The 23,935-nt window shown below is 72.0% G+C and carries 24 protein-coding genes; 5 read left to right on the top strand and 19 right to left on the bottom strand.

Features of this window, described 5'->3' with window-relative positions:
* Nucleotides 1–554: hypothetical protein (locus M3Q23_12085; protein ID MDP9342804.1), on the bottom strand; the 554-nt coding region annotated here is incomplete at its 3' end.
* A gap of 175 nt (nucleotides 555–729) precedes the next feature.
* Between M3Q23_12085 and M3Q23_12080 the strand changes: the two genes are divergently transcribed.
* Nucleotides 730–2,769 carry a thioredoxin domain-containing protein gene (locus M3Q23_12080; GenBank protein MDP9342803.1) on the top strand — a complete coding sequence of 680 codons (2,040 nt, stop codon included), beginning with the start codon at nucleotides 730–732 and terminating at the stop codon, nucleotides 2,767–2,769.
* Here M3Q23_12080 and M3Q23_12075 read toward each other — a convergent pair whose 3' ends face one another.
* Nucleotides 2,770–3,546: an HAD-IIA family hydrolase gene (locus M3Q23_12075; GenBank protein MDP9342802.1), complete on the bottom strand. Its 777-nt coding sequence runs from the start codon at nucleotides 3,544–3,546 to the stop codon at nucleotides 2,770–2,772.
* A gap of 60 nt (nucleotides 3,547–3,606) precedes the next feature.
* On the opposite strand from M3Q23_12075, the gene M3Q23_12070 reads away from it, so the two are divergent.
* Nucleotides 3,607–4,359, top strand: a complete 753-nt coding sequence (locus tag M3Q23_12070; GenBank protein ID MDP9342801.1) for an SDR family NAD(P)-dependent oxidoreductase — start codon at nucleotides 3,607–3,609, stop codon at nucleotides 4,357–4,359.
* Between the two features lie 97 nt (nucleotides 4,360–4,456).
* Here M3Q23_12070 and M3Q23_12065 read toward each other — a convergent pair whose 3' ends face one another.
* On the bottom strand, nucleotides 4,457–4,834 hold the full coding sequence (locus M3Q23_12065) for a TraR/DksA family transcriptional regulator (protein MDP9342800.1): 378 nt from the start codon (nucleotides 4,832–4,834) through the stop codon (nucleotides 4,457–4,459).
* A gap of 305 nt (nucleotides 4,835–5,139) precedes the next feature.
* Here M3Q23_12065 and M3Q23_12060 point away from each other — a divergent pair, with 305 nt between their 5' ends.
* Entirely contained in the window at nucleotides 5,140–7,029 is a 1,890-nt protein-coding gene (locus M3Q23_12060) for a hypothetical protein (GenBank protein MDP9342799.1), read from the top strand.
* 10 nt (nucleotides 7,030–7,039) lie between these two features.
* Here the strand turns inward: M3Q23_12060 and M3Q23_12055 are convergent, their stop codons facing one another.
* The 14 genes from M3Q23_12055 to M3Q23_11990 form a co-directional block, all read right to left on the bottom strand.
* A complete protein-coding gene (locus tag M3Q23_12055; GenBank protein ID MDP9342798.1) occupies nucleotides 7,040–8,401 on the bottom strand; it encodes a DUF4129 domain-containing protein in 1,362 nt (453 codons plus the stop codon).
* Between the two features lie 55 nt (nucleotides 8,402–8,456).
* Nucleotides 8,457–9,566 (bottom strand): DUF58 domain-containing protein, encoded by a 1,110-nt coding sequence (locus M3Q23_12050; GenBank protein MDP9342797.1) that lies wholly within the window; start codon nucleotides 9,564–9,566, stop codon nucleotides 8,457–8,459.
* Nucleotides 9,567–9,613: 47 nt separating this feature from the next.
* Nucleotides 9,614–10,591, bottom strand: a complete 978-nt coding sequence (locus M3Q23_12045) for a MoxR family ATPase (GenBank protein MDP9342796.1) — start codon at nucleotides 10,589–10,591, stop codon at nucleotides 9,614–9,616.
* Between the two features lie 58 nt (nucleotides 10,592–10,649).
* Nucleotides 10,650–10,859 (bottom strand): hypothetical protein, encoded by a 210-nt coding sequence (locus M3Q23_12040; protein ID MDP9342795.1) that lies wholly within the window; start codon nucleotides 10,857–10,859, stop codon nucleotides 10,650–10,652.
* A 117-nt stretch (nucleotides 10,860–10,976) separates the two neighbouring features.
* The gene (locus tag M3Q23_12035) at nucleotides 10,977–11,303 is read right to left on the bottom strand and encodes a hypothetical protein (protein ID MDP9342794.1); all 327 of its coding nucleotides are present in this window, start codon (nucleotides 11,301–11,303) and stop codon (nucleotides 10,977–10,979) included.
* Nucleotides 11,304–11,425: 122 nt separating this feature from the next.
* Nucleotides 11,426–11,809 (bottom strand): helix-turn-helix domain-containing protein, encoded by a 384-nt coding sequence (locus tag M3Q23_12030; protein MDP9342793.1) that lies wholly within the window; start codon nucleotides 11,807–11,809, stop codon nucleotides 11,426–11,428.
* Nucleotides 11,810–12,018: 209 nt separating this feature from the next.
* Complete coding sequence (locus M3Q23_12025; protein MDP9342792.1) at nucleotides 12,019–13,272, bottom strand: cytochrome P450; 1,254 nt, start codon at nucleotides 13,270–13,272, stop codon at nucleotides 12,019–12,021.
* A gap of 11 nt (nucleotides 13,273–13,283) precedes the next feature.
* Nucleotides 13,284–13,979, bottom strand: a complete 696-nt coding sequence (locus M3Q23_12020) for a response regulator transcription factor (protein MDP9342791.1) — start codon at nucleotides 13,977–13,979, stop codon at nucleotides 13,284–13,286.
* Entirely contained in the window at nucleotides 13,976–15,271 is a 1,296-nt protein-coding gene (locus M3Q23_12015; GenBank protein ID MDP9342790.1) for a histidine kinase, read from the bottom strand. The genes M3Q23_12020 and M3Q23_12015 overlap by 4 nt, the downstream gene beginning before the upstream one ends.
* A 153-nt stretch (nucleotides 15,272–15,424) precedes the next feature.
* On the bottom strand, nucleotides 15,425–17,590 hold the full coding sequence (locus M3Q23_12010; GenBank protein MDP9342789.1) for a hypothetical protein: 2,166 nt from the start codon (nucleotides 17,588–17,590) through the stop codon (nucleotides 15,425–15,427).
* Between the two features lie 34 nt (nucleotides 17,591–17,624).
* On the bottom strand, nucleotides 17,625–18,641 hold the full coding sequence (locus M3Q23_12005) for a hypothetical protein (GenBank protein ID MDP9342788.1): 1,017 nt from the start codon (nucleotides 18,639–18,641) through the stop codon (nucleotides 17,625–17,627).
* Between the two features lie 101 nt (nucleotides 18,642–18,742).
* Entirely contained in the window at nucleotides 18,743–19,033 is a 291-nt protein-coding gene (locus M3Q23_12000) for an MGMT family protein (GenBank protein MDP9342787.1), read from the bottom strand.
* Nucleotides 19,030–19,398, bottom strand: a complete 369-nt coding sequence (locus tag M3Q23_11995) for a hypothetical protein (GenBank protein ID MDP9342786.1) — start codon at nucleotides 19,396–19,398, stop codon at nucleotides 19,030–19,032. Before M3Q23_11995 ends, M3Q23_12000 begins: the two co-directional genes overlap by 4 nt.
* Entirely contained in the window at nucleotides 19,395–21,329 is a 1,935-nt protein-coding gene (locus M3Q23_11990) for a GMC family oxidoreductase N-terminal domain-containing protein (protein ID MDP9342785.1), read from the bottom strand. Before M3Q23_11990 ends, M3Q23_11995 begins: the two co-directional genes overlap by 4 nt.
* A gap of 287 nt (nucleotides 21,330–21,616) precedes the next feature.
* On the opposite strand from M3Q23_11990, the gene M3Q23_11985 reads away from it, so the two are divergent.
* Entirely contained in the window at nucleotides 21,617–21,805 is a 189-nt protein-coding gene (locus tag M3Q23_11985) for a hypothetical protein (GenBank protein ID MDP9342784.1), read from the top strand.
* A 22-nt stretch (nucleotides 21,806–21,827) separates the two neighbouring features.
* Complete coding sequence (locus M3Q23_11980) at nucleotides 21,828–22,643, top strand: dihydrofolate reductase family protein (protein MDP9342783.1); 816 nt, start codon at nucleotides 21,828–21,830, stop codon at nucleotides 22,641–22,643.
* Between the two features lie 6 nt (nucleotides 22,644–22,649).
* Here the strand turns inward: M3Q23_11980 and M3Q23_11975 are convergent, their stop codons facing one another.
* Nucleotides 22,650–23,381 carry a GTP cyclohydrolase I gene (locus tag M3Q23_11975; protein MDP9342782.1) on the bottom strand — a complete coding sequence of 244 codons (732 nt, stop codon included), beginning with the start codon at nucleotides 23,379–23,381 and terminating at the stop codon, nucleotides 22,650–22,652.
* On the bottom strand, nucleotides 23,381–23,935 hold a 555-nt coding region (locus M3Q23_11970; protein MDP9342781.1), incomplete at its 5' end, for a DUF2231 domain-containing protein. The genes M3Q23_11970 and M3Q23_11975, both read right to left, overlap by 1 nt.

Genomic DNA, 23,935 nt, shown 5'->3' with positions numbered 1-23,935 from the left:
GACCGGACCAGGCTGGCCGTCTCGTTCCGCTGCGGGACGAACTGCCGGCACTGGCACGCGGGGACCACGTCGGCCAGGCACATCCACTTGCTAGCCGTCAGCCGGTGGTGATCGCCCTTGGCGTGCCCGCACTCGCAGAGGATCCCCTCGGCTGGGCCTCCGCGCGGAGATGACGGCGGAGCCTCGAACGTCGGGGCAGCCGCCTCACCGGCTCCCGGCTCCGCCGCCGAGAAGTCCGCGCGCTCCGTTTCGGGCTCGTCGGCCTCGGGCGCCTCGAGCTCCTCGCCCGCAGGCGCCAGCTCGGGCTCGGACGGCAGGATGCGGGTCGGAGGCTCGGCAGCCGGTTCCCGCGCGATCGCTTCGGCTGTGAGCTCGGGCTGGAACCCTCCGGAGACGATCGCTGAAACCGCCGACAACGCCCGCCGGCTCCGCCGGAGGGCCACGACCGCCAGGATCACCGCCACCGCGACAAGTACCAGGGCGAACAGGACCAGGCCCAGGAGCCCCCAGGCGAACCGGCCCTCCTGCACGCCCAGTAGCGCGATCGGCGCCACTACATCCCCCACTCGGCCCATGCGCGTGTCACCCGTCAGGCGGGGAATACCACACCCCCGGGGCATGTGTCGTCGTCCATTCGCATGAGCTGGCCACCGCGACGCCGGGCCTCCGGCGGGCACCCGGTGCGCAGGGCGATGTCGCGTGACGCCCCGAAGCGAGACACTGTCCGGGATGGCGAACCGTCTGGCCGGCGAGGCCAGCCCCTACCTGCTCCAGCACGCCCACAACCCCGTGGACTGGTACCCGTGGGGGCCCGAGGCCCTGGAGCGGGCCCGCACCGAGGACCGGCCCATCCTGTTGTCGATCGGGTACGCGGCGTGCCACTGGTGCCACGTCATGGAGCGGGAATCCTTCGAGGACCCCGAGACCGCCGCGCTCATGAACGACGGGTTCGTCTGTGTGAAGGTCGACCGGGAGGAGCGCCCCGACCTCGACGCGGTGTACATGGACGCGGTCCAGGCCATGACCGGGTCGGGCGGATGGCCCATGACGGTGTTCCTGACCCCGGACGGCCATCCCTTCTACGGCGGCACGTACTTCCCGAACGAGGACCGCCACGGGCTCCCGGCGTTCCGCAAGGTCCTGGAAGCGGTGGCCGACGCCTGGCGGAACCGTCGCCAGGAGCTCACGCAGCAGGGCCAGAAGCTCACCGCCGCCATCGGCCGGATGGCCGCCGCCCGCGAGTCGGACGATCCGCTCTCGGAGGACGCCCTCCGGGACCCGTTCGCGGGGCTGGTCCGAGCCTTCGACCGGACATGGGGCGGGTTCGGCGGGGCTCCCAAGTTCCCGCAGCCCATGACGCTCGAGTTCCTGCTCCGGGCCCACCTCCGCCGGTACCCGGGTGCCTTGGAGATGGTCGAGACCACGCTCGACCGGATGGCCGCGGGTGGGATGTACGACCAGGTCGGCGGGGGGTTCCACCGGTACTCGGTGGACGGGCGGTGGCACGTCCCCCACTTCGAGAAGATGCTCTACGACAACGCCCAGCTGGCCCGGCTGTACCTGCACGCGTGGCAGGTCAGCGGCCACGACCGCTACCGCCTGGTGGCCACGGAGACCCTCGACTACCTCCTGCGGGAGATGCACCATCCCGAGGGCGGCTTCTTCTCCTCGCAGGACGCCGACTCCGAGGGCGAGGAAGGGAAGTTCTTCGTGTGGCCGTACGACCAGCTTCAGGAGCTGGCCGGCCAGGCCGTGGCGGCGTACTTCGGCGCGACTCCCTCCGGGAACTGGGAGGGCACCAACGTGCTGTGGACGCCGCTGCCGCTCTCCGCGGTGGCGGCCGAGGAGGGCATGGACGAGGACGAGCTGGCCCGCCAGGTCGGGCAGGCACGGGCTCACCTGTTCGACGAGCGTTCGCAGCGCGTCCGCCCGGCCACCGACGACAAGGTCCTCGCCGCCTGGAACGCGCTGGCCATCGCCGCCCTCGCCGAAGCCGGCCGCGCCCTGGGCGAACCCCGATACCTGGACGCGGCGGTCGCCGCCGCCGAGTTCGTCCTGACGCGTCTTCGGCGCGACGATGGCCGGTTGCTTCGGGCGTGGCGGGACGGCCGGGCCGGGGGGCCGGCCTACGCGGACGACCACGCGCTGATGGCGGAGGCCTGCCTCGTGCTGTCGGAGTCCACGCTCGACCTCCGGTGGCTGGCCGAGGCGCGCGCGCTGGCCGGGGACCTCATCCGCCTGTTCCACGACCCGGACGGCGGCGGGTTCTTCCAGACGGGCTCGGACGCCGAGCAGCTGGTGGTCCGGCCGAAGGAGCTGTTCGACAACGCCGTCCCGGCGGCGAACTCGGCGGCGGCGCTGGTGCTCCAGCGACTGGCGCTGGTCTACGGCGACGCCGAGCTGGAACGCGCCGCCGTCTCGGCGCTTCGCCTGGTCCGGGACCACCTGGCCCGGGCTCCCACCGGCTTCGGGTACGCGCTGTCGGCCCTGGACTTCTACCTCGCGCCGACGCGAGAGGTCGCCATCGTGGGGAACGCCGGGGCCGAGGACACGCGCGCCCTGGCGTCGCAGGTATGGGAACGGTTCCTACCCCACGTGGTCCTCGCGGCCGGCGGGCCCGGCGCGGGCGACGGCGTTCCGCTGCTGGCCGGACGGACCATGCTGGATGGCCGGGCCGCCGCCTATGTGTGCGAGCGGTTCGCCTGCCAGCGACCGGTGTCCGAGCCCGCGGAGCTGGCAGCCCAGCTCACCGCCCAGCTCACCGGCTGATCAGCCGGCGTCGAGAAGCTCGGCCAGGTCCGCGATCGAGTCGATCACGTGGTCCGGCCTCACGGACGCCCCGGCCAGCGTTCGCTGGTCGAAGACGCCGGTCCTCACCAGCACGCCTCGCAGACCGCAGGCCTGGGCCGCCAGCACGTCGAACACCAGGTTGTCCCCCACCATCGCCACCCGCTCGCGGGGCACGCTCAGTCGCTCGACACACAACCGGAAGAACTCCGGCGGCGGCTTCCCGGTCACGGTGGCCTCGACGCCCGTCACGCGCTCCAGGGCGGCGATGAACGGACCCGAGTCCATCATCAGGCCCGCGGCGGGGGTCCAGGACGGATTCCGGTGCATGGCCACCAGCGCGGCGCCGGCGCGAAGCATCCGGAAGGCCCGGGTCATGTTCTCCCACGTGAACGTGGGGTCGGCCCCGGCCACCAGGACGACGCCGGCACCGTCCTCCACCAGCTCGACCCGTCCGAGGTCCTCGGCGGCGGCCCGCCCTCCGAGCAGGAACACCCGCGCTCCCGGGTGGCGAGCCCGCAGGTGCTCGCCCGCCGCCACGGTCGCGGTGACCAGCTCCCGGGGTGCGACCTCCAGTCCGGCCTCGGCCAGCAGGGTCGCCAGGTCCCCTCGTGTGTGGGTGGTCGTGTTCGTGGCCAGGAGGAACGGAAGCCCGCGTTCCCGCAACGCCGCGAGCGCAGCTCCGGCCCCGGGGAGCGGCCGCCAGACCTCGGTGAGGACTCCGTCGACGTCCAGCAGGAGTCCCTCGATCGTCCCCACGTGCACTGTGTAGCACGTGGGGCGTCGCGGCCGGCCGGCGTCCGGTGTGAAATACGGCCCATGGACCTTCGCGGAGCGGGCTGCCTCGTCACCGGCGCCTCGAGCGGCATCGGCCGCGCCACCGCCCTGCGCCTGGCCGCCGCAGGCGCCCGGATCGTCGCCCTGGGCCGTTCACGGCCCGCCCTCGACGAGGTGGCGGCCCGGACCTCCGGGACGGCAGTGGTGGCTGACCTCACCGACCCCGACGCCCTGGGCCGGGCCGTCCAGGAGGCCCGCGATGCCGTCGGCGCGATCGACGTGCTGGTGAACAACGCGGGCGAAGGGTGGGCCGGCCGGTTCGAGGAGATGGACCCCGCGGACGCCGAGCGCCTGGTGGCGGTGAACCTGCTGGCGCCCATCCGCCTGGTCCGGGCGGTCCTTCCGGACATGGTGCAGCGCCGGCGCGGCGCCATCGTGAACGTGTCCTCCATCGCCGGGCACGTCGGCGTCGGCGAGGAGGCCGTGTACGCGGCCACGAAGGCCGCCCTGATCACGCTGTCCGAGAGCCTGCGGGACGAGCTCCGCGGCTCGGGCGTCAGCGTCGGCGTGGTCTCACCGGGCGTGATCGAGACGCCGTTCTTCGAACGGCGAGGCCGCCCCTACGACCGGTCGTTTCCCCGGCCGAGCGAGCCGGAGCTGGTGGCTGTAGCGGTGATCCGGGCCATCAGGACCGGGAAGCAGGAGGTCTACGCGCCGCGGTGGATGGCCGTCCCCGCCCGTCTCCAGGGCACGTTCCCGCAGCTGTACCGCTTCCTGGCGTCCCGGTTCGGCTGACCGGCTGACCTCGGCGTCCCCGTCGATCGGGCCCCGATGGCCCGGAGCGAGCCGGTGGGAAGACGACCGCCCGAGCGAGGGTGCCCGCGTCCATCGCTCAGGCGGTACGAACTTCGCGCTCCACGCGCGACTGGTCCTCGATGCAGAACCGGGTGGCGGGGCGGGCCTCGAGCCTGGCCATCCCGATCGGGCGGCCGCACGCCTCGCACGTCCCGTAGGTGCCCTCGGACAGCCGCCGGAGCGCCCGCTCCACGTCGGCGAGCTCTGCCTCGACCCCCGAGAGGATCGAGTAGTCCTTCTCCCGCTCGAACGTCTCGGTGCCGGCGTCGGCCATGTGCTGGTCGGCGCCGGACGGGTCTCCCACGGACTCGGCCTGGGAACCGTCCGCCAGGGTCTCCAGTGATACGGCGTCCCTGATGGACAGAAGTCGCTTCTGTTGCTCGATCAGTCGCCTCCGAATGGCGATCTTGTTCATTGGGTTGCCTCCAGTGGGCGGACGGAAGGGGTCGGAACCGTGTGCCGGCCCCGTTTCGGATGCCCGCGTTCCTCTCCGATACCCGCGCCAGATCCCGTCCAAACTCCCCCGTAGAGCGCCAAAACGGCCTCGTGGCCGAAACCGGCCCCCCGGCGGCGGAACCGCAGCCCCCCTTGCGGCGTCCTATTGCGAGCCCATAGGCTCAGCACCTCGCAAAGGGGGAGGTTCCTTTGTCCAGCAACCCGATCAAGCGCCTGTCTCGTCGCGTCCGGACGAGGTTCCAACGAAAGGGGTACCAGGGCGCCATGATTGCGGTGGCCCTGGTGGGGACGCTGGCCGTCCAGGCTTCCCCCGCCCCCGCCGCGGGGTCGTGCACCGCTCCCCCGGCCGTCTACCCGATCGGCTCCGTCCACCAGGGCCTCACCGGGACCGGGAAGACCGTGATCGACGGCCAGACCATCACCTCCTTCGACGTGGAGGTCCTGGGAGTGCAGCCGAACGGCATCGCGCCCGGGATCGACTTCATCCTCGGGAAGATCACCGGCCCTCAGTCGTTCCTCGACGCCACCGGCGGGATCGTCGCCGGGATGTCGGGCTCGCCGATCTACGTTTCGGGCGAGCTGCTGGGATCGGCGTCCTTCGGCTTCTACGCCGCGGACCAGACCATCATCGGGATCACGCCGGGCCAGGCGATCGTGGACGAGTTCGGCTACCCGTCCTCGCCAACCGGCACCGACCGGCCCTCCCCCGCCGGTCTGCTCCACAGCCGGCTGTCGCATCTGGGGCCGGTCCATCTCAGCCACGCCATGCACGTGGCCGCCGCGCGGGCGGCCGGCGTCTCCGCGGACGCGTTCCCCGGGACGGCCCAGCCCGTCCCCGTCTCCGTGGGAGCTTCCAGCCTCTCCGGCAAGATCATGAGCAAGATCCAGAACCGGCTGGGCAAGTCCAAGGTCTCGGCGGTCGTGTTCGCCGGCGGCTCCGCGTCGGCGCCGAGCTCCGTGAGCGGGACCGCACTCGTCCCGGGAAGCTCGTTCGGGGCCGCGCTCTCCTACGGCGACTTCAGCTTCTACGCGGTCGGGACCACCACCGCGGTGTGCGGTGACGAGGTCATGGCGTTCGGCCACCCGTTCTTCTTCACCGGCGGCACGACGCTCGGCATGAACGGGGCCGACGTGGTGACCGTGGTCAAGGATCCCAGCAGCTTCTACGGCGGGTTCAAGATCGCGAACCTCACCGGCCTCGCCGGCACCGTGGACCAGGACCGTCAGGCCGGCGTGCGCGGGCAGGACGGACAGATCCCGGCCCTCGTCCCGGTCACGGCGAACATCGCCAACACCGACATCCCGAAGACCCGAAACGGCGAGACGGACGTCCTCCAGGACCTCGAGGTCGGGAACTTCTACATCGACTTCCCGCTCATCGCCGCGTACAGCATCGCGAACGAGGAGATCGCGGCGTTCGACCGCTACGGCGACGGCTCGTCCGCCCTCCAGTGGACCATCTCCGGGTTGGGGCCGGACGGCCAGCCGTTCCAGCTGCGTCGCGACGACAAGTTCTTCTCCCCCTACGACGTCACGTTCGAAAGCGTCTTCCAGCTGCTCGGCGAGCTGGAGTCCTTGCAGTACAACCAGTTCGGCGAGGTCACGTTCACCGGCGTCGACGTGACCGGGACGCTCACGCAGGACCACCAGTACTACACGGTGAACAAGGTGCTCTCCTCCAGCAAGCTCCAGCCGGGGTTCGACTCGCACAAGCGCCTCGCGGTCAAGCCGGGTGAGACCGTGCACCTGCGGGTCGTGCTCGGGGTCGGCGACACCGACGCCACCCGGACCGTGAACGTGGCGTTCAAGATCCCCGCCGAGCTCCAGGGCGGCGGCTCGCTCGAGATCCGGGGCGGGTACCCACCCTTCTGCGGCGGCTTCTTCTTCGGGCCCGGTCGCAGCCGGCCCGGGTGCGACGGGAAGACGTTCGAGGAGCTCGTGTCGAACCTGGCCTCCGGCGAGCACGGCTACGACCTGGTGGCCGAGCTGCACGGGACCGGTGCCGTGGTCCCGTCGCCCAAGCCGGGCGGCGCGGCACCGGACCGAGGAAAGAGGAACCAGCTGGACGTCAAGGTGATCCGGCCCCAGGACCAGGCCGTGCAGGGAAGGAAGGCACTCCAGCTGATCGTGGTGTCGAAGCGGCACGGCCACTGAGGCATCCAGTTCAGCGTTCCCCTGAAGGCGAAGTGGCGCGCTCGGGGGGCGGCGCCCGGCGGACCGCTTCCAGCACCGAGTCCCGTTGGACCTCCAGGACGTCGAGCGCCGTCCGATCGAAGGCTCGGCTGCCGTACCGGACGTCCTCGTAGGCCCGGGTCAGTGCGGTGAACCCCGGGGCCGAGGCGGGGATCGCCACGGTGACCTCCCGGAGATACTCCCCGGGCGTCCGGTGCGGCGGCCTGGCGGCCCCCCACGACTGGAGGGCGAGCAAGGTCTCGGCGTAGAGCCGGCGCACCGTGTCGTCCGGCAGCTCGCCCCGCGGGCGGCGCTTCCTTCGCCCGGTCGCCACGGCCGGCTGGACCGGGCGGGAGAGCTCGGGCGGCGCCTCCGGTTCGGCTCGCTCCTGAAGGATCCACAACCGCCGCTGCCGGACGATCAGCCACACCAGGAGCGCGCCGATCCCGGCCAGCGCCAGCAGGCCGATGACTCGGAGCGACACACCGCTTGGTCCCGACTGGTTCAGGGCGTGGCCGGCGCGGTGGCGGAACCGGGGGAGGTGGCGCAGCAGCTGCTGGATGGCCCCGACGTGGAATCCGAGCTTGGACAGGATCCATCCGATCGGCCGGAGCACCACCGACGCCACCACGGTGGCCCCGTAGATGAGTCCATACACCGCGAGTGGGATGAACCGCCCCAGGTGCTCCAACGCCCGGGCCTGGTCGCCGAGCAGCGCGGCCACCCCGAGCAGCGCCAGCGCGCCGACGGCCATCGCGGCCAGGATGCGGCCCCACTGCTGCCCGGCGGCCGGTCCGCCCGTCTGTAATCCCTCGGCGTCCCCGATCCGCAGACTGGCGGCACGGGACCCGAGGGAGGCCACGAAGAAGATGGGGGTGACCAGAGCGACGAGCGAGGTCCAACCTCCGCCCTGCGCCAGGACCGCCTCCAGCAACAGCACCCCCGTGAGCACGCCGAACGACACGTGGATGGGATCGCGCCAGTCCCGGAGGGCCAGCGTGGCGACCCGGACCCCGACGGCGAGCGAGAGGAGGACGGCGATGGCGACCGCGCCGAAGTCGCCCGCGCCCCACGTCCTGGCCTGGGCGACGCCCAGCGCGATGGCCGCGACGGCCAGGACGGGCGCGAACGCGCGCGAGCGCCGGCCCACGGTGGCCAGGGCCGCGCCACCCGCGAACACCGCCACGAACAGGGGGTAGGAGTCGAGCGGCCCGCCTTTGGCTCCGAGGACCGACTGCTCGGCCACGAACCGCAGGGGAAGGAAGATGGGGCCGCTCTCGGCCACCGCCGCCAGCACCGCCGCCGGCACGCTGCGAGCCTCCAGGGAGGCCGGTTCCGTTCGGACCGATTCCATGCCCGGACGATCGGCCAGCGAGCTCATGCCGCCACGTCGGGGTTGGCCGGCGAGCTCATCTGCCGGCCTCCGCCAGCCGGGCCTCCACGGGAGACATCGACACGACCTCGACGCCCCGACGCCGGAGCACCTCGATCTCCTGGGCCAGCCACGGCCCCGGCCGAGGGGCGATCACGGCCGCGGTCGCGTTTCGGCCCAGCCCACGCCCCACGTCACGGAGCACCGGCGCGAGATCGGACGTCGGCTCGTTCGGCATCCTGGCCAGCGCGGCGAACAGGGCCGCCTCGTGCCCGTTCGCCGACGAGGGCGGAACGCGCAGCGCACCCCGCCCCCGCGACAGGTGCGTGTTCGCCACCAGGCCGACCCTCCAGCCGGAGGTCAGCGCCTGCCGGGCCAGGAAGCTCGCCCACCCGATGGTGTCTTCGGCGATCTCCGGGTAGATGCAGTCCCAGAAGGGCTCCCCCACCGCCAGGTCGAGAAGCAGGACGACGTCCGCGGTCCGGGTCGGCTCGAAGAGCTTGGTGTGGAGGGCCCCGACGTGGGCGGTGGCCTTCCAGTGGATCCGGTTGAGCGGATCCCCCGGCTCGTACGGACGGACGCCGGCGAACCGCTCCGGCTGCTCGTACATCCGAAGCGACGGCGCGGGGGCGCCGAACGGGAGCCGGCGGCGGACCTCCAGTGGAATCTGGATGCGCGGCTCCGGGAGCACCAGCAGCTCCTCGGACGGCGTGATCTCGCGGTGGATCGGCGCCAGGCCGAAGGGATCGGACACCTCCATCTCGACGAGCCGGAGCCGGTACTCCCCGCGACGCTCCGGCTCGATCGGGAAGTGGAGGTCGACCTCGGACCGGCCGGGGAGCGTCAGGCGCCGGCGGAACCCCCGGATCGTGGACGGGCCTCCCCCATCGCCCGGCGCCAGGCCGTCGGGCAGCCACACGCCCAGGCGTACGAGCGGGAGCGGGAGGCGCTTGCGGTTCTCCAGATGGACCAGGACTTCGACGGGCTCGCTGATGAAGGCCCGGCGGGGCCGGAACCCCACGGACACCTCGACGTCCCGCCAGGCCCTCATGGCCCAGACCGTCGCCGCGCCGGCCATCGCGCCGACGCCGATGGCCCACGAGACCAGCGGGACGTTGGCAACGAGTGTTCCGGCGAAGGCAAGCACGACCGCGACCCCGAGCGCGATCTGCCGCCTCCGCGGGGAGTCCGTGGCTACGTACCTCGCTGCCCCAGCGGTCCGAGCCCCGACTCCACGGGAACCTCGACGCTCTCGACAACCTCCCGGAGGATCTCCTCGGCGCCGCGTCCCCGGATTCGAGCGTCGGTGCTCGGTACGAGTCGATGCGCGAACACCGGTTCGGCCAACGCCTTGACGTCGTCGGGGAGGACGTAGTCGCGACCCGCCAGGAGGGCCCAGGCCCGCACCGCGTCGCCCATGTGCTCGACCGCCCGGGGGCTCGCGCCGACCTGGAGGTCGGGATGCCCCCGGCTGGCTCGGGCCAGTGAGACCACGTATCTGCGGACCGGCTGCTCGATCCGCACCTCGTTCACCAGCCCGCGAAGGTCCCCGAGCCCGAGCTCGACGGGCAGCGGCTCGGTCGGCGCGATGGACCGCTCCCGCCCCGGCATGAGGATCCGTTCCTCCTCCTCCTCGGGCGGGTAGCCGATCCGGACCCGCAGGAGGAACCGGTCCAGCTGCGCCTCCGGGAGCGGGAAGGTGCCCTCCAGCTCCACGGGGTTCTGCGTGGCCAGCACGAAGAACGGGTCCGGGAGCGGATAGGTCACCCCGTCCACGGTGACCTGGCGCTCCTGCATCGCCTCGAGCAACGCCGCCTGTGTCTTCGGGGTGGCCCGGTTGATCTCGTCGGCCAGGAGGATCTGGGTGAATATGGGGCCCGGACGGAACTCGAACTCCTGGGCCTTCAGGTTGAGGACCGAGGTCCCGGTGATGTCGGAGGGCATGAGGTCCGGCGTGAACTGCACGCGCGCGAACTTCAGCCCGAGCAGGCTCGACAGCATCCGGACGAGGGTGGTCTTCCCCACGCCGGGGACGTCGTCGATCAGGACGTGCGAGTCCGTGAGGATCCCCACCAGGACGAGCTTGAGGGCGCCCCCGACGCCGAACAACCGCGCCTCGATCCGCTCCCGGAGGGCGTTGGAGAATGCCCGTGCGGCCTCGGGCTCGGTCATGTTGCCCAAGAATACGCTCGGGCCCCCGTCGGGAGATGTGACGGGGAGGCGGGGGCGGCTACGGACGCCGGAGGGAGAGGATCATGTTGGCGGCCCGGGTCGCGAGAACCCGCTCGCCCGGCCGCAGATCCACGGGAACCGCCTCCGGCCCGAGCCGGGCCTGCTCCATGGAGCCGTCGGAGTAGGTGACGGTCACGTCGGAGTACACGACGCCATGCAGGTCGAGGGGACGGACCTCGACAACCACACCCTCCCGCTCACCGAGCACGAGCGCAGCTTATCCGACCGGGTACGACGAGAAGCCCCCGCCGTGGCGGAGGCTTCTTCGATTGGCGCCGCTCGGCGAGCGCGCCCGGTGCCGCCTGGATCGCTGCATCCGTTGCTGCTAGGCCTTGGCCTTGGTGGTCCGGCGAACGGGCTTCCGGCCCGCGGCCGGGACGAGCTTGCCGGTCACGGGAGCCATGGCCTTCAGGAGGTCCAGCGCGTAGGCCTTCTGGGTCTCGAGCATCTGCTCGGCGAACTGGAAGCTCGTGAGCACGATCTCGGTCGGGTCGGGCAGGCGCTCGGTCAGCGGCGTCCGCGGAACCTCGGGCAGCACGTTCCCGATCGTCTCGCTCACCTGGGACACGGCGGAGATCGCCACGTCCTGCACCTGCTTGATGGCGGCGTAGACCTGGTCCTGGGCCTTGGTGGCCAGCGTGGTGGTCTGCATGGGCGGGTCCTCCTTCATCCGGAGGCCGGTCGGTCCGGCCTCTCGACGGTGCTAAGTCTACCAAGCATATGCTTGGTCCGTCAAGCGGTCGCTTGGTACATCTAGCGGAGCCGCTTGGTGGATCAAGCGCCGCCGACGAAGTTACGATACACCCGGATGAGCGCTTCCTTCTGCTCGGGGGAAAGCCGAGGGTCCATGCGGATGGCTTCCTCCGCGTCCGGGATCACGTCCTCGTCTGGATTCGGTTCCACGAGGCCGACCTTCGAGTACAGCGATTGAGCGGAAATCTGCAGCGCATCGGCCAGATTCTTGAGCACATCGGCGGACGGCCGGTACAGCCCCCGCTCGATCTGGCTGAGGTACGGGTTCGAGACCTTGGCCAGGCTCGCCAGCTGGCGGATGGACAGGTTCGCGATCCGGCGCTGGGTCTTGAGGAACTGCCCCAGGGCTTCGGCGGGGCGCTGCTGGCTCGGCATGTGGTCAGCATAGCACGGTGCTTGGTCCACCAAGCGCTCGGTGGGCCAAGCGCTCAGGGCGTCAGGGGATGGGTGCGGGGACGAAACGGCATCTCGGGTGGTTCGCCTACAGCCCGAGCACCAGCCGCTTGACTCGATCACCCCCGAGCGTTCGGTGGCCCGCCGCCACGCCGCCGGGGGCCCGTCCCCGGCATCGGTCCGGGCCCAGGTGGCGGAGGTGCGAGCCAGGCTGGGAGTGGCTACGCCAGGCTGACCGGCAGCGAGCGCAGGCCGCGCAGCGTGATGGTGTCGCGCCACACCGGGTCGCCGGCGAGCGACATGTCCGGGAACCGGCGGACCAGCTGGCCCAGGGCCACCTGGCCCTCCACGCGGGCCAGCGCTGCGCCCAGGCAGAAGTGGATCCCGCTCCCGAAGGCGATGTGGCGGTTCTCCTTCCGGCCCAGGTCCAGGCGGTCCGGGTCGGGGAACTGGTCGGGATCGCGGTTGGCCGCGCCCAGTAGGCCCACCACCTCCGAACCCTTGGGCAGGGTCCGGCCGTCGACCTCGATGTCGTCGACCAGCAGCCGGCCGGTCAGCTGGACCGGGCTGTCGTAGCGAAGTAGCTCCTCGACAGCCGGCCGGGCGATCCCGGGTTCCTGATTCCATCGCCGGAGCTGATCCGCGTTGCGCAGGAGCGCCAGCGTTCCGTTGCCGATCAGGCCGGACGTGGTCTCGTGCCCGGCGATGAGCAGCAGCACGCACGTGGACACCAGCTCGCCCTCGCTCAGGCGGCCGCCCTCGTCCTCCGCCGCGATCAGGGCCGACAGCAGGTCCGGGCCCGGGCTCGACCGCCGCTCGGCGATCAGCGCGCGGAGGTACTCGCGGAACTCCGCCCCGGCCCGCTGGGCCCGCCCCAGCACCTCCGGCGGCACCATCGGATCGAGCGTGTAGATGAGGTCCAGCGACCATCGCCGCAGCAGCTCCCGGTCCATCTCCGCCACGCCCAGCAGGTCGCAGATGACGTTCACCGGAAGCGGGTAGGCCAGTTCCTCGATCACGTCCATGCGCCCCACGGCCGCCACGTCGTCCAGCAGCGCCGCGACCATCTCCTCGACGCGCGGGCGCAGCTGCTCGATCACGCGCCCGGTGAAGGCCTGGTTCACCAGGCTGCGCAGACGGGTGTGATCCGGCGGATCGAGGAACAGCATGGACGGCACCAGCTCCTCGGTCCGAAGTTCCTCCGGGAGCGACTGGAGGAACGCCTCGTACAGGTCGGACTTCCGGCGGTCGCTCGACACTCGGGAGTCCCGTAGCAGCATCGAGACGTCCCGGTGCCGGCTGAGGATCCACACCTGGGGCCCGATCTCCAGCGGAACCCGGTGCACGGGATCGGCCGCCCGCAGGAGGTGGTACGCGGGATACGGGTCCGTCCGCATCTCCGGCATGAACGGGTTGAACAGCATCGTGTCGGCCTGGATGGTCCCCGCGCCGCCGGCATCGGGTGCGCTTGCCATGTCGTCTCCCTTCAGGATCCCCGCGTCGCGGGCCCGCTCTGCGGGGGGCCCCGCTCCGCGGGTCCGACCAACCCGTGGTCGAACGCGAACACGATGGCCGCCGACCGGTCCCGGAGTCCCAGCTTCGTGAGGATGTGCCCGATGTGCGTCTTCACGGTTCCCTCGCTGATGAACAGCTCGCGGGCGATCTCCCGGTTGACCGAACCGCGCGCGATCAGCCGGAGGACGTCCAGCTCCCGCGCCGTGAGCTCCTCGATCTTCGAGGCCTCCTCGGCACGGGGAAGCGCCTGCGAGCGGTAGGTCTCCAGCACCCGCCCGGTCACCGACGGGTCGAGCCAGGCTCCGCCGCCCGCCACCACCCGCGTGGCCCGGATGATGTCCTCTCCCGGCGCGTCCTTCAGCACGAACCCGGACGCGCCCGCGGACAGGGCCGCCTGCACCACCTCGTCGTCGTCGAACGTCGTGAGGACGAGGACCGGCGGCGCGTCCGGGGACTCCCGGAGCCGGCGGGTGGCCTCGGCCCCGTCCATGTTCTTCATCCGAACGTCCATCAGCACCACGTCGGGCCGGTCGGCGGCCACCGCCTCCAGGACCTCCTGGCCGTCCTCGCATTCCCCCACGATCTCGAAACCGTCCCGGGGACGGAGGATCCGGGACAGCCCGGCCCGAACCAGGGGCTGGTCGTCCACCAGCAGGACCCGGATCACGGCGCCGCCACGCCGCCCGTGCTGCGGGCGGCAACCTGTTCGGCCGATCCTGACTCCGGCACGATCTGGGCCGGCGTCGTTTCGCCCGGGCCGTCCGCGCCGGGGCCGTCCCTGCGCAGGTCCGGGTCCGGGTCCGGCAGGGGCAGCCGGCACTCGACGGTCCACCCGGCTCCATCCGGGCCGGCCCGGAACGTCCCGCCGAGCAGGGTGGCCCGTTCCCGCATGCCCATCAGCCCGAGTCCGCCCGCGTCGCGGTGCCCCGCCGCCGGGGGGCCATCCGAGGGGCCGGAGTCGTGGACCCGGACCGAGGCCTCCCGCGCGCCCACCTGCACATCGACGGCGGCGCTCGCCCCCGGCGCGTGGCGGACCGCGTTGCTCAGCGATTCCTGGACGATGCGAAAGGCGGCCAGGCCGACCGCCGCGGGAAGCGCCGCCGGTTCGCCTTCCATCCGGAGCTCCACCGACAGCCCGGCCTCCCGGTACCGGCGCACCAGGTCCGGGATGTCCCCCGCGGCGGGAAGCGGCGTCTCGGTCGCGTGCTCACCTCCCGCTCGCATCAGGCCCACGGCCCGGCGAACGTCGGCCAGGCTCTGCCGTCCCAGCCGCTCCGCCTCGGCCAACGCTTCCGCCGCCTCCTTCGGGTCCGTCTCCAGGGCCAGCCGCGCCGCCGTGAGATGCAGCATGGTCACGGTCAGGGAATGGGCGATCACGTCGTGCAGCTCGCGGGCGATCCGCTGCCGCTCCTCCGACGCGCCCCGCGCGGCGAGCTGCGCCTGCGCCGCGTGGAGCTCCGCCACCAGCCGCCGCTGGTAGTGCAGGGACCGGCCGGCCAGGTAGGCGATGCCCACCGCCACGGTCCAGTAGGCCCACAACGTGGAGCCCGGCGGCCAGGTCAGGGACCGCGCCACGGGAACGGCGACGCACGCCGCCGCCACCAGCCGGGACTCCCGGAGGCTCCCGACCGCGGAGATCCTTCCCACCAGCAGGACGAACAGCATCAGCGAGAAGGGATCTCCCCCCGAGAACAGGTAGGCGGTCTCCCACCCGATGACCCATCCGGCGAACGGCAGCCGGGGAAAGGTGACGCGCGTCTCCAGCACCCACGGGAGGATGGCGGCGCCGAGCAGAGCGGATCGCCACGCGGTGAACTCGTGGCGGCCTCCCAGGGCCAGGCTTCCCACCGCGATGCCGGCGGCCACGATGGCCAGCTCGCCGTCGATCCACCGAGGCCACGGAGACGGAGGTCGTTCCGCCTGCTCCATCGACCTCGATCGTGCCACCGGGCGGTTCATGTCCACGTACGGTACGGCTTCGCTGACCGGTGGTCATCCCCCTCCGGTCCGGTCGTCGGATGCGACCACAGTCGCACTCCGTTCCGCGCGTCCGCGGCGGACGCGGCGAGGGCCCGGACCAGTCCGGCCGGGCCTCGCCTCGTTTCCCTCGGGTCAGGGTGTTGCGTCGAACGGCGACGTCTGGTCGATCACGTTGAAAATCGGCCCGCTGCTGGACGGCTGGGACTGGGTCGCCGTGATCCCGGTGATCGAGTACAGCGTCGAGGAAAGCCCGGCCCCGACGTCGGCGACCGGGACGTAGAGCACGATCCGTCCGGGTGGCCCCGGCTTGTAGAAGCCCTGGATCGTGTTCCCCGGCGGGTAGGTCAGGAATTTCGCGTGGGTGGTGTCGATGGAGGAGGTCTCCCCGTCGAAGAACGACGGCGCGCCGCCTCCGTCCGATTCCATGGCCGCGAAGAAGCTATGGCCGGCGCCGTTGGGATCCGGGATCTCCCAGCGCACCAGCCACAGCCCGTCGGTCCCCCCCAGCGCGGGATCGACCGCCAGCGACGACAGGTCGTTCACCCGGATCTTGATGCGGTACGTGCCGGCGTCCTGTCGCGTCACCCGGACCCCTTGGAGGGTGAGGTTGTCCGACGCGGGGACCGTGGTCCCGTTGGCCGAGCAGTACGCGTCGGGTGAGCCATGCCCGATGCCGGTGGGGGGCGGGGACCCGTTCAGCTGTCCCACCTTCGCGAACAGGCTGGGGCCGGCGAATTGGCGGCTGAAGGCGACGAGGGCCGCAGAGGTCCCTCCGGAGAAGTTCTGGTTGGTCGCGTCCGCCCACACCACGTCGGCCTCGCCCTTCGGACCCGGCGTTACGGAGAGGAAGTCCAGCAGCCCCCGGTCGGTGGTGCACGCGATGCCGAACGTGCACACCGTCCCGTAATGGTTCGAGATCTCCGCGACCTGCGTCACCCCGAACGTCGGCGCCGGGTTGGGGGCGCCATGGGTGACCGCGTTGAGGGACTGGGCCATCATCACGTACCACTTGCCCGTTGCGGTCGGCCCGCACGGCTGGTCGGGACAGCTCTCGACCGTGGGTGTGCCGTACCACACGATGTCGATGCGCCCCTTGCTTCCCGCCGCCACCCACGGGAACAGGTTCGTCTGCATCGAAGGCGCGCTCGCCGAGACGTCGATGGGCCCGCTCCACGAGGCGCCGTGGTCGGTCGAGATCGACAGGGAGATGGGGCTCGGTCCGTCCTGCAGGCCGGACGAGGGATCCACCGGCGTCTGCGTCCACACGGCGTAGAGGTTGCCCGAGCCGTCCACGGCGATCGGGGCGAAGTCCACCCCCACGTTGATCGTGCTGTTCCCGCTGCCATCCAGCGGGCCCGCGTAGACCACGTCGGTGGTGCAGGTGCTGGGAGCGGTCTGGCACAGCGTCTCGCCGGGGAGGAGCGGCGTGGGCACCGGGCCGGGGTTGAACCCGCCCGGGAACCGCACCACCACGACGCCGTTGGCGTTGCCGTTGGCGTCGCCTCCGGAGACGAGGTCGCCGGTACCCGGGTCCACCAGGGCGGTGTGCGCGAGATAGACGTCGCCGTTGCCCGGGTCCGTGACGATGCCCGAGACGATCCCGTCCACCTCCACCTGCTGCCCGGGGGTCGGAAGGAACGTGGTGCCGTCCTGGGACCGGGTGATCTCCACGATGTTGTTGCCGACCTGGCCCAGCCCGCACGAGACCGTGCACTGCCCGATGTCGTCCACCGTCTGGTACAGGGCCCCGCCGTTCTGGGGATCGCCGTATGTCGCGATCCAGGGGCGGTCCACCCCAGCGGCGTTCGCGGCGTTGCAGGTCGTGCTCCAGGTCGCCCCGCCGTCGGCGCTCACGCTGTTGCTCACGTCGGTGAGCCCCTGGAGGTCCACGAAGTACAGCCGGTTCGCCGTGTCCACAGCGAGCCCGGAGTCGCCGCCTCCGGCACACGTGGTCGGCTTTCCCTCCGGAGGCTCGTTCCCCGGGACCAGGTGGAACGTCTTTCCGCCGTCAGTGGATCGCCACACGAAGCTGGCCGAGGTGCTGAACCCGAACGGCGCGGCCACGTAGATCGTGCCCTGCTGGTCGACCGCGACGGAGGGCTCGCCGGCCACCCGTTGCGGATCGACGATGGTCTCGGGTCCGAACACCGGGACGTTCGAGGTGATCCTGGGGCCGTTCGAGCGGGCGGGCCGCGTGCCGGCGGCGCCGCTCGGCGCCACGAAAGGGACGAGGACGGTTACGGTGGCGACCGCCGCCAGGATGAGCGGCCGCCGCGCACGACTCCACAGCGCATACACGGGCATCTCCCTTCCCGAGAGAGGCGGGGTCCGGCTACACCTTGCCCTTGAAGACCGGAAGCCCCACGCCGAGGTTGCCCCAGCCCCAGTGGTAGGCGTCGGTCCGCCACATGGGGTGCGGGTACCCGCCGTCCCGAGCGATGGCCTGTCCCGCGGCGTCCTTCACCGCGATCGACAACCCCCACCAGTTCGCCGTGTAGATGGGGACACCGTCGGATCCGTAGGTCACCAGCTGGCCCGCCGAGCCCACCGGCACGCCGGCGGCGGCGAGGTCGGCCGCGACCTGGGCCGAGGACACTTCCACCGCCGTGAAGACCTGGCCCCCCGGGTAGTTCGTGGCCGGGACGAACGGCGCTGTCTTGCCGATCCACACCGGCGGCGTGAACGGGTCGGAGCCGGGGATGATGGCCCAATCCGCCCCGCACGGGTAGTTCATCTGGTCCACCGGGAACGCGTTGGCCCCGGTCGGATGGTGCTGGTAGAACACGTCGAACGCCATGGTCCCTGGCCTGCCGGGTTGGGCGACGTCGCACCGCGCGATCCACTTGGCCAGCACGAACTTTTGCGGCTTCGGCGCCATGTGGAGGTTCACGGATGGCACGGACGGAAGCGGCCCGGGAAGCTGCGTGGTGCTCGGCAGTGGCACCGGCACCGGAGGCGCCGGTGGGTTCGGCTCGCCGACCAGCGAGGTGTCCCCACCGCCCTGGACCGGGCTTCTCGCCGGGCGGCGGAGCTGGACGTCGGAGGGCGCGCCACCCATGGAGCTGCTGCCCTGGGTCGAGCCGGCCCGACCGCCCTGACGGCCCGGAGCGGATCCGCCCCCGGCCGAGCCATGACGGCCCGCGGCGGGCTGGGCCGCCCCGCCCGACTTCGTGGCCGCCGTTCCTGCTGGCTGCGCCGCCGGCGCGTTCTGCTCCCCCGCGGCGAACTGGATTCGTACGTTCGTAGCCCCCCGGTCACGGTGCGGCGAGACCGCCATCATGACGACAGGAATCGCGAGCACCAAGATGGAGGCGACGACAAGGCTCACGGGCCCCGATCGTCTGGCCATCCCGACCTCCTACCCTTTCCCCTGTGAGCGCCGGCCACGTTACAGACCGTGCATTTCGTCCCGCGGTGTACCCGCAGCGCAATGCAGGCAAACCCCGCCCCTCAGGGTCGGCCTCGGGGGGGCACGCGGCCCCGGACGACCGGAACGCCTTCTGATCGCAGCCGCCGGGCCTGCTCGCGCTCGTGGCCGGGGACCAGCCGGCCGGTCGCCGTGACCACGCGCCACCACGGAACGCCCTCGCAGCGGGCCATCACGCCGCCCACGGCCCGGGCGGCGCCGGGGTGGCCCGCCTCCTCGGCGATCTCGCCGTAGGTGGCCACCTCCCCGGGTCGGAGCCGGGCCACGACCTCGAGGACGCGCCGTTCGAACTCGCCGGGGCCGGCGGGGGTCACGCCGTCTCGCGCGATCCCAACCGCATGCCGAGCACCAGCCACGCCGGGTAGGTGGCGAGGATCCCCGCCGACGCGGCGTGGGTGGCCGGGGACACGTCCCGGTGGTCGAAGCGGAACAGGCCCGAGTTCAGCATCCAGTCCCGGCCGGACTCCGCCCGGCACATCTCCCAGATCCACCGGGTCCACTCGCGGTTCAGGTACAGCGACACCGACGTCACCCAGAACACGGCCATGGTGCCGGTGCCCAGGACCCACCGGGCCTGGCGCCGCCGGGCCGGGCTCAGGCGTCGCGTGAGCCGGGCGGCCAGGAAACCCGACCCGACCAGCATGGGCGGATCCAGCAGGAAGCTGTCGAGGGGGATCACGAGGCGTCGAGGATACGCCGGGCGGCCCGGGTGGCGAACGCCATGATGGTGAGCTGCGGGTTCACGGCCAGCGAGGTGGGAAACACGCTGGCGTCGGGGACCACCAATCGCTCGACCCCGCGGACGCGGCCGAATCCGTCCACGACGCCGCCCGAGTCCAGGCCCATGCGGGCCGTTCCCATGGGATGGTAGGCGGACATGCGCAGCGCCGCCGCCGGCCAGTTCCTCCCCAGCAGCGCCTCGGCTTCTCGCATCGAACGAACCCGGCCGGCCCCGGCCACCATCGGCCACACCTCGGTCGCCCCGGCCGCAAGGAGCACCCGTGCCGCCAGCAACAACCCGTCGAGGGTCCGGCGAGCGTCGTTCGCGTTCACCCGGTAGGTGAGCAGCGGCGTCCGGGCCGCCCCCAGGTCGATGGCCCTCCCGCTCGAGGTATCGGAGACCAGCAGGCCCAGCACCGCCATGTGCCGCAGTCTGACCATGACCGGCAGGCGGTCCTCCGGCGCGAGGGTCATGGCCACCTCGGCCGCGGCCAGGCCGGGCGGCGGGAACGTCGACTCCAGCATGATGCCCCGTCCGGCCAGGGCGTCCACCTGGTAGCTCTGGAGCACGCCCCGCCACGGCACGACCTCCTCGTCGAACAGGCCGGCCACCGCCGTGGCCGGGTGGATCCGGAGGTTCCCGCCCAGGGTCCGGCCCCGCAGGCCGCTGCGACGGAGGATGCCCGGGGTGAAGGGCGCCCCCGCGGCGACCACGACCACCCGCCGCGCGCCCAGCCGGAAGGGCCCGACCGGCCGCCCTCCCTCGCCCAGCACGACGCCCTCCACCCCGACGGCCCGCCCGCCGCGGACCACGACCCGGTTGGCCCGGAGGCGCGCGAAGATCTGCGCGCCGGCCTCGACGGACTGGGGAAGGTAGTTCAGGTGGACGCCCCGCTTGCCATCGACGGGACACCCCAGGGCGCACACGCCCGAGCCGTGGCAGCCCTCCGCGTTGCGGTCGATGGGCCGGCCGGGAATCCCGAGCGCCGTCGCCCCCCGATGGGCGATGGCGCCGTTGTTCCCCATCACCTCCCACGGGACCGGCGCCACGCCGAGCGTGTCCTCGACGTCCTCATAGAAGGGAACGAGGTCTTCGGGCGAGATGTCCACGCCGTAGACGCGGCCCCAGCCGGCCACCACGTGGTCGGGCGTGCGAAAGCAGGTGCCCGAGTTCACCACGGTGGTTCCCCCGACCGCCCGGCCGATGGGCAGCAGCACCGGGGGCCGGCCCACGGTCGTGGTCGAGGCGGCGTCCCGGTACAGCCTGCGCATCCGCTCCAGGTCCGAGCCGGTGAAGTCCTCCCGGCTGAACGCGTCGCCTTCCTCCACCACGGCCACCGACCACCCGGCCCTGGCCAGCTCGCGCGCCACCGGCGCCCCCCCGGCCCCCGATCCCACGACCACCGCGTCGAAGGTCTCGCTGAACCCGGCGCGGATGTCGGGATGGGACCGGACGGGAAGGCGCCGGGCGGGCGGGAGCGGCCCCGCCAGCGGCACCAGCGAACCCGGCTCCGCGCCGATGGCCGCCTGGACCTCCGGAGCCCCCGAATAGGCCAGGACGGCCATCAGTTCCAGTGGGCGCGCCGCTTCCGACAGGAGCCCGGGAAGCCGCCCCACCCGGGCCAGCAGGGCTCGCCGCCGCTGCGGCGTCAGCTCCGCGAACGGCGCCCCCAGCGTGGTCCGGGACACCCGGTCCAGCAGGCGCAGCTCCATCCCCACCAGCCGGCGGAGCGGCGGCGGCAGCCCGGCCAGGATCTGGGCGGCCCTCCGCCCCGTCCCCGCATCGGTGGTCGTGGGCATGCCGCCTCCGGGCGGCAGCAGCGACTCGGCCAGGGCGTCGAGCTGCTCGCCGGCCCATTCGGTGCCTCCACGGGCGTTCGCGACGGCCATCGCCGGGGAAGCCTAGCCGTACAATCCCGGGGCCGGGGGAGCCCTGCACGGGAACAGGGACCGGCGCCCGGCTCCCGGCGACCGAGCGAGTGGGTCCCTCGAGTTCATCGTGGACCCGTACCCGACGCTCCACCGGCTGCGCGAGCGCGACCCGGTCCACCACCTGCCGGACATGGGGGCCTGGTTCGTCACCCGCCACGAGGACGTCAAGCGCCTGCTCTCCGATTCGGACGTCCTGACGTCCGACCACCGGGCCTGGGAGGGGTACGTCCCTCCCCGGGGACGCCATGTCGGCTGGTACCTCGACCACACCGGCACATCGGGCCAAGACCGAGCTCCGGTGCGCGATCGAGAACCTCATCGACATCGCGCCCGCGGACGCCCACATCCACTACGAGCTGATGCAGTTCGCGCCGTCCAACAACATGTTCCCCCGGCCGGCGACGCTCCCCGTGGACGTGGGGACGACGGCGTAGGGGCCCGTACACTCCCGCGGGCATGGCGCTCGCGCTGGCAACGCTATGGGAACGAGACGGGCTTCCTGCCTACCCGCTTCCCGCCGCCCTCTCCGTCGCCTACGGCGGGACGTGCGGCTTCCGGTCTCCGACCCTGTACGCCAACTTCGTCACGTCGCTCGACGGCGTGGTGGCCGCGGAGGACGCCCCGCCGTCCGCCATCAGCGGCGGCGCGGAGGCCGACCGCCTCGTCATGGGCCTGCTCCGGGCGTGCGCGGAGGCGGTGGTCGTGGGCGCGGGAACGCTCCGGGCCGAGCCCCGGCACCTGTGGACCCCCGAGCACATCTACCCAGGGCTCGCCGGCGCCTACGCCGAGCTGCGGGCGTCACTCGGCCTCTCCCCCACTCCACGCCTGGTCCTGCTCACCGGGAGCGGCGACGTCGATCCGTCGCTTCCCGCCTTCGAGCTGGGCGCCCTGGTCCTGACCACCTCCGCCGGCGCCGCCGCGCTTCGCGGGAAGCTGCCGAAGGCCAGCACGGTGACCACCCTGCCCGGACCGAGGATCGGGCCCGCCGGCGTGATGGCGGCCCTGCGGCAGGAGGGGTTCCAGGTGGTCCTGACCGAGGGCGGCCCCACGGTCCTTGCGCAGTTCCTGGCGGCGGAATTCCTGGACGAGCTGTTCCTGACGCTCTCACCCCGGCTGGCCGGACGCGACGAGGAGTCCCATCGCCTCGGCCTGGTGGAGGGCCACGCCTTCGATCCGGGCGCGCTGCCGGCCGCCGCGCTCCAAAGCGTCAAGCGGCACCAGTCCCACCTGTTCCTGCGCTACCGGCTCGACCGGCGGTCGCCGGCCCACTGACGGCGCTCAGCCGCTCCGCGTGAGCTTCGACTGCCGGACCACGTCCAGGAACTCCGCCCGCATGTCGGGATCCGACTCGTAGTTGCCCCGCCAGAACGAGGTCCAGGTGCGGGAGTGCTCCTCGCGGACGCCACGCATCTGCGTGCACAGGTGCGTGGCTTCCAGATGGACCGCCACGCCGTGGGGCTGGAGCAGCCGGACCAGCGTGTCCGCCACCTCCACCCCGATGCGCTCCTGCACCGTGAACCGCCGGGCGAACAGGCGGACCAGCCGGGTCAGCTTCGAGATCCCGATGATCTCCTCGTGCGCGATGTACCCCACGTGCGCCTTCCCGAAGAACGGCAGGGAGTGGTGCTCGCACAGCGCGAAGAACGAGATGGGACCCTCCACGATCTGGGTGATCCGGCAGTCCGGTCCGCCCCGGCATTCCGTGGGGAACGCGGTGAGGAGCTTGGGGTCGCCCTCGTAGCCCGCCGTCGACTCGAACAGCGCCCGGAGGAACCGCTCGGGCGTCCTCACCGTCCCCGCAGTGCTCAGGTCCATGCCGAACGCCTCGAAGATCTCCCCGACGTAGCCCTCGAAGCGCCGCCACTTCTCCTCCGGGATCTTGCGAGGGGAAACCTTCTCCCATCGTGCGGTCTCCTCGGGGTCCTCCAGCAGCAGATGGGACGTCGTCCGCATCCCGTTGCCGTGCTCGTCCTTCCCGGTCCTCTCAGCTTGCTCGGCTTGCTCAGCCATCACCGCTCCGATTCCCCGTGTTCCGCCGGCATCTGGTCGCGCTCGGTCTCGTCCCACACGGTTGAGCCCTCCAGGCTCTCCACGTTGAACTGGTACTCGAACACGAGCGACCCACCGTAGAACGACCCGTACAGCACCAGGATTCCCGCCACCACCGAGAGGATCATGACCCCGAGCGACGCATAGTGGGTGCCGTACTGGGTCAGCCGGACGACGATGTCGACGATCACGATGGCGGTGAGGGTCAGCATCACGGTGGCGTGCCAGTTGATGGTCCGCCACACCTGGGTGTGCTTGGCCCGGCCCAGGAACCCCTTCGGCTCGCGGTCGATGCCCTTCCACCAGTCCCAGAACCCGGTCAGCGCCGCGCCGAGGGACAGGACCGCGCCACCGATGATCGTGTATGTCCCCGCCACGAAGGAGTCGTGGGCGAGGTTGGACACGTGGTACTCGCTCCCGCTCTTCGCGGCGATGTAGGAGATGACGTCGAACGCCGCAGCGAACACGTAGGCCACGATGGGGAAGTCGGTGAACGGGGGATGGGTGGGCTTGCC

It is taken from the genome of Actinomycetota bacterium (assembly GCA_030774015.1).
Lineage (GTDB): Bacteria > Actinomycetota > UBA4738 > UBA4738 > JACQTL01 > JALYLZ01.
This window is presented reverse-complemented; position numbering and strand designations above follow the sequence as displayed.